11 protein-coding genes are annotated in these 10,754 nt (G+C 27.4%); 8 read left to right on the top strand and 3 right to left on the bottom strand.

The genetic code is table 11. The features are described 5' to 3' along the window. Positions 1 to 82: 82 nt before the first annotated feature. The 6 genes from BLT70_RS04245 (at position 83) to BLT70_RS04220 (ending at position 5,081) form a co-directional block, all read left to right on the top strand. Positions 83 to 508 carry a hypothetical protein gene (locus tag BLT70_RS04245; RefSeq protein ID WP_091891997.1) on the top strand — a complete coding sequence of 142 codons (426 nt, stop codon included), beginning with the start codon at positions 83 to 85 and terminating at the stop codon, positions 506 to 508. Between the two features lie 5 nt (positions 509 to 513). Continuing rightward, the gene (gene pdxH, locus BLT70_RS04240) at positions 514 to 1,161 is read left to right on the top strand and encodes a pyridoxamine 5'-phosphate oxidase (RefSeq protein WP_091891995.1); all 648 of its coding nucleotides are present in this window, start codon (positions 514 to 516) and stop codon (positions 1,159 to 1,161) included. 31 nt (positions 1,162 to 1,192) lie between these two features. Further along, positions 1,193 to 1,681: a histidine phosphatase family protein gene (locus BLT70_RS04235; protein ID WP_091891993.1), complete on the top strand. Its 489-nt coding sequence runs from the start codon at positions 1,193 to 1,195 to the stop codon at positions 1,679 to 1,681. Positions 1,682 to 1,688: 7 nt separating this feature from the next. Beyond that, on the top strand, positions 1,689 to 2,585 hold the full coding sequence (locus tag BLT70_RS04230; protein ID WP_091891991.1) for a Ppx/GppA phosphatase family protein: 897 nt from the start codon (positions 1,689 to 1,691) through the stop codon (positions 2,583 to 2,585). A 95-nt stretch (positions 2,586 to 2,680) separates the two neighbouring features. Further along, positions 2,681 to 3,781: an OmpA family protein gene (locus tag BLT70_RS04225; RefSeq protein WP_172824385.1), complete on the top strand. Its 1,101-nt coding sequence runs from the start codon at positions 2,681 to 2,683 to the stop codon at positions 3,779 to 3,781. Positions 3,782 to 3,974: 193 nt separating this feature from the next. Further along, positions 3,975 to 5,081 (top strand): OmpA family protein, encoded by a 1,107-nt coding sequence (locus tag BLT70_RS04220; RefSeq protein WP_091897393.1) that lies wholly within the window; start codon positions 3,975 to 3,977, stop codon positions 5,079 to 5,081. 71 nt (positions 5,082 to 5,152) lie between these two features. On the opposite strand, the gene BLT70_RS04215 is transcribed toward BLT70_RS04220, so the two are convergent. Next, positions 5,153 to 5,641, bottom strand: a complete 489-nt coding sequence (locus BLT70_RS04215; protein ID WP_091891987.1) for a thioredoxin family protein — start codon at positions 5,639 to 5,641, stop codon at positions 5,153 to 5,155. Positions 5,642 to 5,790: 149 nt separating this feature from the next. Beyond that, a complete protein-coding gene (gene lpxK / locus BLT70_RS04210; protein WP_091891986.1) occupies positions 5,791 to 6,816 on the bottom strand; it encodes a tetraacyldisaccharide 4'-kinase in 1,026 nt (341 codons plus the stop codon). A 52-nt stretch (positions 6,817 to 6,868) separates the two neighbouring features. Between lpxK and BLT70_RS04205 the strand changes: the two genes are divergently transcribed. Both BLT70_RS04205 and BLT70_RS04200 read left to right on the top strand, forming a co-directional pair. Continuing rightward, positions 6,869 to 7,963: a Nif3-like dinuclear metal center hexameric protein gene (locus BLT70_RS04205; protein ID WP_091891984.1), complete on the top strand. Its 1,095-nt coding sequence runs from the start codon at positions 6,869 to 6,871 to the stop codon at positions 7,961 to 7,963. Between the two features lie 2 nt (positions 7,964 to 7,965). After that, entirely contained in the window at positions 7,966 to 8,739 is a 774-nt protein-coding gene (locus tag BLT70_RS04200; RefSeq protein ID WP_091891982.1) for a zinc ribbon domain-containing protein, read from the top strand. Between the two features lie 68 nt (positions 8,740 to 8,807). Here the strand turns inward: BLT70_RS04200 and BLT70_RS04195 are convergent, their stop codons facing one another. After that, positions 8,808 to 10,697 (bottom strand): DUF349 domain-containing protein, encoded by a 1,890-nt coding sequence (locus BLT70_RS04195; protein WP_091891979.1) that lies wholly within the window; start codon positions 10,695 to 10,697, stop codon positions 8,808 to 8,810. Positions 10,698 to 10,754 lie beyond the last annotated feature (57 nt).

The following is a 10,754-nucleotide window of genomic DNA, read 5'->3' as shown; positions in this document are numbered from 1 at the left end:
TCTTTTTTTATGTAGAAAATGAAATTATAAAAATATCAGAAATCATTAATAATAATTTATCTTTGTTTGAACAAAAATAAAAATGAAGAAAATTTTCTTTTTATGTATCATTTTATCCTCTACAACAATTTTAAGTCAATTTAAAATTACAGGTTATTTTAATGCAGAAATTGGTTTAACTTACAAATTTTCTAAAAATATACAATCAGAATTAAGAATAAGTGATAATTTAGGAATGGAATTTAATACTGAATTAAGTTTATTATATACTTTATTAGCTAAGGATAATTACAACATGAACCTAGGTACTGGTATCTCTACTTTTCCTTTTCACTCTAAGAATATAGATTTTATTGAAAGTTATTTTATACCAGCTCAAATAGAAATCACACCATTTAAGGAAGTACGAAATTTTGGTTTCTTATTTGAAACTTCATACCACTTTTCTGATATTGAAAATTCATCCGGAGTTCGAAACTCAATAGGAATTAGATATATTTTTAATTAAATAAAATGCAAAAAGACTTAAGTAATTATAGAAAATCTTACGAAAAACAAGAACTTTTAGAAAGTAATTGTCCAGAAAACCCATTACAATTATTTCAAACTTGGTTTTTAAATGCAGATAATTCTGATTCAGTTGATGAAAGTAACGCGATGACTATTTCAACTATCGGTTTAGATGGATTCCCAAAAAATAGAGTTGTTTTATTAAAAAAATATACTTGGGAAGGTTTTATTTTTTATACCAATTATGATTCTGAAAAAGGAAAATCAATCGCTAAAAACAATCATATTTGCTTATCTTTTTTTTGGCCAGCTTTAGAACAACAAATTATTATTAAAGGAAAAGCAGAAATACTTTCAGAAAATTTATCCGACGGATATTTTGAATCGAGACCAGATGGAAGTAAATTAGGTGCCTGGGCTTCAAACCAAAGCACAGTAGTTTCATCAAGAAAAGAATTGGATGAAAACTTAGTATCCTTTGAAAAAAAATTTGAAGGAAAAGAAATTACAAGACCAAAAAATTGGGGAGGATATTTAGTAAAACCTTTTTCTATAGAGTTTTGGCAAGGAAGACCAAACAGAATGCACGACCGAATAAGATATAATTTAGAGAAAGATTTTTCATGGAAAATAGAACGTTTATCTCCTTAATTTTTATATTTACAATCTCAAATAAAATTGAATGAAAACACTTTATATAGTTCGACATGCTAAATCTTCATGGGAATATGAAGGAATTGAAGATATTGATAGACCCTTAAAAAAACGCGGAATTAAAGACGCTCACTTAATGTCTAAAGTGCTATCAAAATTAATTCCTAGACCAGATGTTTTTATATCTAGTAGTGCAAATAGAGCTTTACATACTGCTGTTATTTTTTGTGAAAATTTTGAATACCCGTTATCTAACCTAAAAATTAGACGTCAATTATATAGCTTTAGCGATGGTTATTTAGTAAAAACTGTTAAAGCTTTGGATGATGGTTTTAGTTCTGCTATAATTTTTAGTCATGATCATGGTATAAATACTTTTGTAAATAAATTTGGCCACAAACCTATAGCACATGTGCCAACTTGTGGTATTGTAGGTATCCAATTTGAAGAAAAACATTGGAAAAACCTTAAAAAAGGTAAAACTATTTTAACTGAATTTCCAAAAAATCATAAATAAAAAAGATTTGTTAGAAATAAAAAAATACGGAGCAATAGATATTGGATCAAACGCAATTAGATTATTAGTATCTAATGTTATAGTAGCAAAAGGAAAAGAACCTCAATTTAAAAAATCTGCTTTAGTTCGTGTTCCAATTCGTTTAGGTGCTGATGCTTTTGTTGGCGGAATAATTAGCGAACAAAACACAACTAGAATGATAGATGCTATGGAAGCATTTAAATTGTTAATGAAAGTTCATAATGTAGAACGTTACAAGGCTTGTGCTACTTCTGCAATGAGAGAAGCACAAAATGGTATTGAAATTGCCGATAAAATTCTTAAACAAACAGGTGTTAAAATTGATATTATTGGTGGTAAAGAAGAAGCTGCAATAATTTCATCTACAGATTTAAATCAATTAATACAAGGTAATAATTCTTATTTATATGTAGATGTTGGTGGTGGTAGTACAGAATTTACAATTTTTTCTGATGGTAAAATAGTCAACTCAAAATCTTTTAAGATGGGAACCGTACGACTATTAAATAATAAAAAATCTGTTAATAAAGAAATATTCTCTAATGTTGAGAAATGGATTAAAAAAAATACACACGGTTTAAAAAATCTTTCATTAATTGGTTCTGGTGGAAATATTAATAAATTATTTAAAATGTCTGGCAGACAAGAAGGAAAACCTATTTCTTTTATATATTTAAATGCTCAATATCAGTTTTTAAAACAAATGAGTTATCAAGATAGAATATCAGAATTAAGTTTAAATCCAGATAGAGCAGATGTTATAATACCAGCTACCAAAATATATATATCTGCTATGAAATGGAGCGGAGCAACAAAAATATATGTTCCAAAAATTGGACTTTCAGACGGAATTATTAAAAGTCTGTATTATAATAAGTTATAATTTATTTTTATTTCTTTAAATTTTATAAATGTTTTTAGTACATTTGGCACATTGTTAATTACTTAAAACAAAGGTATTTGTTAATGTTTACTAGTATGAAAAAAATTCTATTCAGTTTCGCTTTTTTAATGTTTAGCGCTGTAGTTTTTGGTCAAGATTTACCAGAAAACCCAGAACCAGGAAAATGTTATGTTCGATGTAAAACTCCAGATATTTGGAAAAATGAAACCGTAAGTGTTGCTGTTTCTCCAGCATATAAAACGATAATTACACATCCAGCAGAATACAGAACAATAGAAGAAAAAGTATTAACCAAAGAAGCTGGTGAAGAAATTTTATTAGTTCCGGCTGTTTGGGGAACTCAAGAAGTTACTTATTACGAAAAAGAAGATGGTTCTAAATTAGAGGTTCAAGAAGCAACTTTTAATCAAGGTTTTGAAACTGTAGAAATAAAAGCAGCATCTGCAACTTGGGCAATGAGTGAAAAAATGCCTGATTGTGAATCTAATGACCCTAATGATTGTAGATATTGGTGTTACCAACCTTTACCTGCTGAATTTAAGACAATGCCTGTAGAAAAGTTAAAAACAGATGCTTCTGTAGTTAAAACACCTGTAACTGGTGTTAAAAAAACGTACAAAAGAAAAGTTATGGTAAACAAACCAACTACTACAATTGTACAAACTAAACCAGAATATAAAACTATTTCAAAAACGGTATTAGTTAAAGATGCTTGGTCTGAAGAAACGATACAACCAGCTGTATATAGATCTATTACTAAACAAATATTAGTTAAAAAAGGAGGATTAACTTCTTGGAAATCTGTAGACTGTAAATTAGTAAATAACACTCCTTTACCAATTAATTGGGATTTTTCTAGTGCTGTTTTAAATGATGGTGCAAAAGCAATTATTGATGCAAGATTATTACCTATTTTAAATGATGGTGTTGCTGTATTTATTGAATCTCATACAGATATGAGAGGTACTAAAAGTGACAATCAAGAATTATCAGACAACAGAGCAAAAGCAGTTACAGATTACTTAATTTCTAAAGGAATTAATCGTAGTCAATTATATGCTAAAGGTTTTGGTGAAACAAAATTACTTAACAAATGTTCTGATGGTGTAGTTTGTTCTGAAGCTGAACATTCAGTAAATAGAAGAACAACTTTTAGAGTTGTTAATCAGAAATAAAATTATTTTCAAATAAAAAAAAGAAGCTAAATAGCTTCTTTTTTTTTGCTCTAAATTTAAAAAACAAAAAATAATCGCTCTTACAAAAAAAAATTTAAATAATAAAAAATCTGTTTTATTCGTGACTTTAGAAAAAAAAATGTGTCACATAAAAAACAAATTAAAAATTAACAAAAAACAAAACAGATTTATTATGAAAAAAATTTTACTAGGAGGTGCTTTTTTACTTTTAGCAACAAGCTCTTTTGCCCAAGCATTAACTCTACCAGAAAATCCAGAACCAGGTAAATGCTACGTAATGTGTAAAACTCCTGAAGTATGGAAAAACGAAGAAGTAACTATAGAAATTGAACCTGCATACAAAAAAATAATTACTCACCCAGCAGAGTATAAAACTATAACTGAAAGTGTTTTAGTAAAAGAAGCTGTAAAAACATTAGAAATTGTTCCTGCGGTTTGGGAAACTAAAGCAGTTTCTTATGTTGCTAAAGAAGATGCAAATAAACTAAGTGTTATTAATGCAACTTTTTCTAAAGATTCCGAAACAATAGAAACAAAAGCTGCATCTGCTAATTGGCAAATGAGTGATAAAAAACCAGACTGCCAATCAGATGATCCAAATGATTGTAGATATTGGTGTTACAAACCAGTTGCTGCAAAATATGTTACTGTTCCGTTAACAAAATTAAAATCTGATGCAACTACTGCTTCTAGCTCAGTTCCTGGTTTTGAAAAATCTTATACTAGAAGGGTTGTTGTTCAACCAGAAACTACTAGAACTGTTGAAATTCCTGCTGTTTATGGTACTATTAAGAAAATAGTTTTAGTTAAAGATGCATGGAAAGAAGAAGTTACTGTTGCTGCAAAATATAAAACTGTAAGTAAAGAAGTTTTAGTTAGTAAAGGTGGTTTATCATCTTGGAAAGAAGTTGAGTGCGAATTAGTAGATAACACTCCATTACCAATTAATTGGAATTTAAATAGTGCTACATTAACTCCAGAAGCTAAAAGAATTATAGATGAAAGATTATTACCAATCTTAAAATCTGGTGTTGCTGTTGCCTTAGAATCTCATACAGATGCTAGAGGCACTAAAGAATCTAACCAAGATTTATCAGACAGAAGAGCAAAAGCAGTAACTAACTATTTAATTTCTAGAGGTATTAATTCAAGCCAATTAACAGGAAGTGGTTATGGAGAATCTAAATTATTAAATAGATGTTCTGATGGTGTTGTTTGTTCTGAAGCAGAACATGCACAAAACAGAAGAACTACTTTTAGAGTTATCAATCAACAATAATATTTAGTTCTTTATAAGAATAAAAAAAGCCGAAGCAAATTTGTTTCGGCTTTTATATGCTTATTAATTTCTTAATAGTTATCAATTTCTGATTGAAAAAAAGGATAATAATATTCACTTAAAATATATCCTTTTTTCTCTGCAATTTTCTTTCCTCTATGATTTACAAACATTAATGTAGGAAACGCTTTTACTTTATATTTTTTTTGAATTGACTTATTTTCAACCATTTTATCTGGAGAAATTATATCTAATCTTCTTGGTATATCTACTTCTAAGAGAATTAAATTTTTATCTGCCAAAGCTTTAAACTTTTCTGTATGAAATAATTTTTTATCTAAAACTTTACATGGTCCGCACCAATCTGAACCCGTAAAATAAATTAAAACAGGTTTTTTTTCTTTTTTAGATTTTTTTAATGCCTCTTTATAATTTGGCATCCAATTTAATGTAATTTCATTACTCTTTATAATTTCTTCATCAGAACTAACTACATCTTGACCAAAATTAACGTGAGATGTAAATAAACAAATACTAAAAACGAAAAATATTTTTCTCATAATAAACTTTATTTCTTTAAAAGTATCAAAAATAATACCATAATTTTTAAATTAAAACTGTGACTTATTAAACCTAATTGTGTCTTACTTATTGTTAGGTAATCAGAAAAAGATTACTTCTAACAAAAATCAAAAATAAACCGGTGTTTTTAACATCGGTTTTGTTGTATATGAGCTTTTATTAGAGCATCAAATTTATTTTTATTTTCTATAAAAGTAGTTTCTATTTCTAAAAAAGAAAGTGCTTTTATTTTATTAGAAATTCTCGTATAATCTTTTTCTGTTGTTAAGATTAATTTCTTATCAGAATTTATCCGATTAAATTTTTGCTTAATTTCTACAATTTCTTTTGATGAAAACTCATGATGATCTCCATACTTTAAATGCATAAAATTGATGTTTTTTGTTCTTAAAAATTCTAATAACGGCTTTGGATTTGCAATTCCGGTAATTAATAAAACTTCAAAATCTTTTAATGTATTCAAACTAATTTCTTCACTTCCAGAAATTCTGTCAGCATAAGAAATCGTTGTAAAAAAAACTTCTTTATTGTACTTCTGTAATTTTAATTTAATTGCATCTTTTTGAGAATCATTTATATTAGAAGGGCATTTTGTAACCACAATTATATCACATCTTTTAGCTCCTGCCCTACTTTCTCTTAAATTTCCTGTTGGCAATAAATAATCATCTGTAAATAAATCATCAAACTTAGTTAATAAAACATAAAAACTTCCTTTTACTTTTCTATGTTGATAAGCATCATCTAACAAAATAACTTCTGGTAACTTTTTTGAAATTAAATTATTGATCCCCTCTACCCTATTTTCATCTACAGCAACATTAATTGCAGTATATTTTTTAAAATACTGCAAAGGTTCATCACCAACATCATTTGCAGAATGATTTTTATTTACTAATACAAAACCTTTTGTTTTACGTTTATAACCTCTACTTAATACAGAAACATTATAAGTATTTTTTAAAAGTCTTATTAAATACTCTATTTGTGGTGTTTTTCCCGTTCCGCCAACACTTAGATTGCCAACAACAATAACAGGAATTTTAAAAGAAGTTGATTTAAATATACCAACATCAAAAAAAATGTTACGAATTGTTGTTATCAAATCGTATAAAATTGCAAAAGGAAATAATAAAAATCTAACTAATTTCATCTGGGTAAAAATACATTAAAATTGTTAACTTTGAATTTTAATACATTCTAAAATGATCATAAAAGAAATTACTAATTATATTGAAAAATTAGCGCCTTTAAATTATGCAGAAGATTTTGATAATGTTGGTTTATTAGTTGGTAATTACAGTACAAATGTTACTGGTGTTTTAGTTACTTTAGATACTTTAGAAGAAACTGTAGATGAAGCTATTGCTAAAAAATGTAATTTAATTGTTAGTTTTCATCCTATAATTTTTGGTGGTTTAAAAAAATTAAATGGCAATAATTATGTAGAAAGAGTCGTGCTAAAAGCTATTAAAAATAATATTGCAATTTATGCAACTCATACTGCATTAGATAATTCTAAAAACGGAGTATCAGCAAAAATGTGCGAAGTTTTAGGTTTACAAAATACCCGTATTTTAATCCCTAAAAAAGGGATTATTAAAAAACTTACTACCTATGTGCCAATAAAAAATGAAGATGCTTTAAAAACTGCTCTTTTTGATGCTGGAGCAGGTAATATTGGTAATTATGATAATTGTTCTTTTACTGTTTTAGGTGATGGAACTTTTAAAGGAAATGAAAGCTCGAATCCTATAATTGGTGAAAAAGGAAAAATTCATACAGAAAAAGAAGCCAAAATATCTGTAGTTTATGAAAGTAAAAATGAAAAAGCTATTTTAAAAGCATTACAAGAAAATCATCCTTATGAAGAAGTTGCGTACGAAATTGTAACTACAGAAAATGTACATCAGAATATTGGAATGGGAATGATTGGTGAATTGCCGTTAGAAATGGATGAAAAAGAATTTTTATTCTATCTAAAGAAAACGATGAAAACAGATTGTGTTCGCCATTCTAATTTTATCAACAAAAAAATTAAAAAAGTGGCTGTTTTAGGCGGATCTGGAAGTTTTGCAATTTCAAATGCTAAAAAGGCAGGTGCAGATGCTTATGTAAGTGCAGATTTTAAGTATCATGAGTTTTTTACTGCAGAAAATTGCATACTTTTGGCAGATATTGGACATTATGAAAGCGAACAGTTTACAAAAAACCTTTTAGTAGATTATCTTACGAAAAAATTTAGTAATTTTGCAGTCATTTTATCAGAAAAAAGTACAAATCCTATATATTATATATAATCATGGCAAAGAAGAAAGAAGTTTCGGTTGAAGAAAAATTAAGAGCATTGTATGATTTACAATTAATTGACTCTAGAATTGACGAAATTAGAAACGTTAGAGGAGAATTACCTTTAGAAGTTGAAGATTTAGAAGATGAAGTTGCTGGATTAAACACTAGAATTTCTAATTTATCTAAAGATCTTGCTAATTTAGAAACTGATATCAATAACAAAAAGTTAGCGATTGACGAATCTAAAAGTTTAATGAAAAAATATGATGAACAACAAAAGAAAGTTAGAAATAACAGAGAGTTTGATTCATTATCTAAAGAAATTGAATATCAAGATTTAGAAATTCAATTAGCAGAAAAAAGAATTTCTGAGTACAGAGCTAAGATTGCACAAAAAAATGAAGTAATTGATGCTACTAAAGAAAAAATGGCGAAGCAAGAAAAACATTTAGGTCATAAAAAATCTGAATTAAATGCTATTTTAAAAGAAACTGAAAAAGAAGAAAAACTTTTATCAGAAAAATCTGTAGAATTTTCTGATTCTATAGATAATCATTTACTTTCTGCTTATAAAAGAATTAGAACTAAGGTAAAAAATGGTTTAGCTGTTGTGGCAATTGAGCGTGGAGCTTCTGGAGGTTCTTATTTTACAATTCCACCACAAGTACAGTTAGAAATTGCTAACAGAAAGAAAATTACTATTGATGAGCACAGTGGACGTATTTTAGTTGATGCTGCTTTAGCTGAAGAAGAAAAAGAAAAAATTGATCAGCTTTTTGCTTAATCTATTTTAAACATAAAAAAACTCGAAGTTTAAACTTCGAGTTTTTTTATGCCTTAATTTAAGGTAAATTAATAATCTAAACTTTTAAGGTAGGTTAGTTTTTCGTTCCAAATAGCTAGTTCATCTTTATGAGCTTCTACTCTATTTTTAACATTAACTAGTAAAGGATTATTATCATCTACATTAGAAAAGAAGCCTAAATTATTCTCTAATTGTTGAATTTCTTTAAAAACTTCATCTATTTTTTTTCTGATGAATATATGTTCAGAATCTAGTTTTCTAACATCATTAGCTGCTAAAAAAGAATCTACAACATTGGTAAACTTTAACATAGAAACTTCATTTTTATCTAAAGATAAACTTTCTAGCATTTTATCAATTTGCTTATTAAACTTACCATCTAAATGACGCATTTCTCTGGGCAATCTTCCTAAATCTCGCCAAGAATTAATAGCTTCTAAAACAGCATCTTTAGTTGTTACTTCTGTGGTTTTTAAAGTATCTAAAAACTCTTTTTTAATATCTACAACTGCTTGTTCTTCTTTACTTACAGCATTTTTTTGCTCATGAAATCTATCAAAATAATGATTACATGCAGCTTTAAAACGTTTCCAAATATCATCAGAAAATTTACGAGGAACGTGGCCAATTTTTTTCCAATCAGATTGTACTTTTTTCATGGCATTTGTTGCCATTTCCCAATCTTCGCTATCTTTAATAGATTCTGCAAACTCAATTAAAGCAATTTTCTTTTCTAAATTTTCTTGCTGATCATTTTTCTCCTGTTTGTAAAAAATATTTTTAGCAGCATTAAATTTCTTAGTTGCTTTTTTAAATTTTTGCCAAACTTCTTCACTTTTAGAATATGGTAATTTACCAGCATCAAAATAGATTTGTCTTAATTTTTCAATTTCATTAATGCTTTTTTGCCAATCGTTATGAGATTTATTTTTAGATGTATCATATGAGTTAATTGCGTTAATTGCAACTTGTTTTTTCTCTATAATTTCATCATATTTAGAACGCATTTCCTTATAATAATCATGTCTTTTATCATGAATATTTTTAGTTGCTGCACTAAATTTTTGCCAAACCTCTTCGCGCATTTCTTTTGCTACGGGCCCAACATCTTCTTTCCATTGTTTATGTAAATCTTGTAATTCTTTAAAAGCAAAATTAATATCATTTTCTTGAGATAAAGCTTCTGCTTTTTCTATAATCTTTAATTTTTTTTCTAAATTATGTTTAAATTCTAGATCTCTAAAATCATTACTTAAATGTAGTAAATCGTAAAAACGCTCTACATGATGATGATACGTTTTCCAAGTATCATTATAATGAGATTTTGGTACAGCACCAATACTACGCCAAGTATCTTGAATTTCTTTAAACTTTTTATACATTGTAGAAGTGTCTGCTTCTTCAATTAAATTTTTAAGATTTTCTATAACTTGCTCTCGTTTTACAAAATTATCATTTAGTTTATTTTCTAAATTTTTATAAAAAACATCTCTTTCTTTTTTATAATCTGATAATAACTGATTATAATCTGATTTTATAGGACTTGAAAACTGAAAATCGATAGAATTACCTCCTTCTGCTAAAAAAGCAGCTTTTTTCTCAGCTAAAGTTTTACCAAATTTTAAATTAAAAGCACTTTTAATAGCTTCTACTTGCGATTTTATTTTTTGAACCGGATTATCTGCTAACGTCTTTTTTAAACTTAAAACTAGCTCTTCTAATGAAAAAGTATCATAATTTACAACAGGAGATTCATCCTCTTTAGAGTCATCATTTTCTGCACTTTCTGCAACAGACTTTTCAATTTCATCTACAGCCTCATTAGCTTCATCAACTTTTATAGCTTTTACTTCTCCTACTTTCTGCTCAGGCTTAGAAATAATTTTATTTACTTTTTCTGATGCTTCTAACTCATTTTTTTCATTTTCATCTAACATATATACAATGTTTAAGGTCGTTTAAAAAATACTATTTACATAATGTATAAAGATACA

Source organism: Polaribacter sp. KT25b (genome assembly GCF_900105145.1).
In the GTDB taxonomy this organism is placed as follows: Bacteria; Bacteroidota; Bacteroidia; order Flavobacteriales; family Flavobacteriaceae; genus Polaribacter.
The sequence above is the reverse complement of the archived record's forward strand: the minus strand, read 5'-3'. Positions and strand labels throughout refer to the sequence as shown.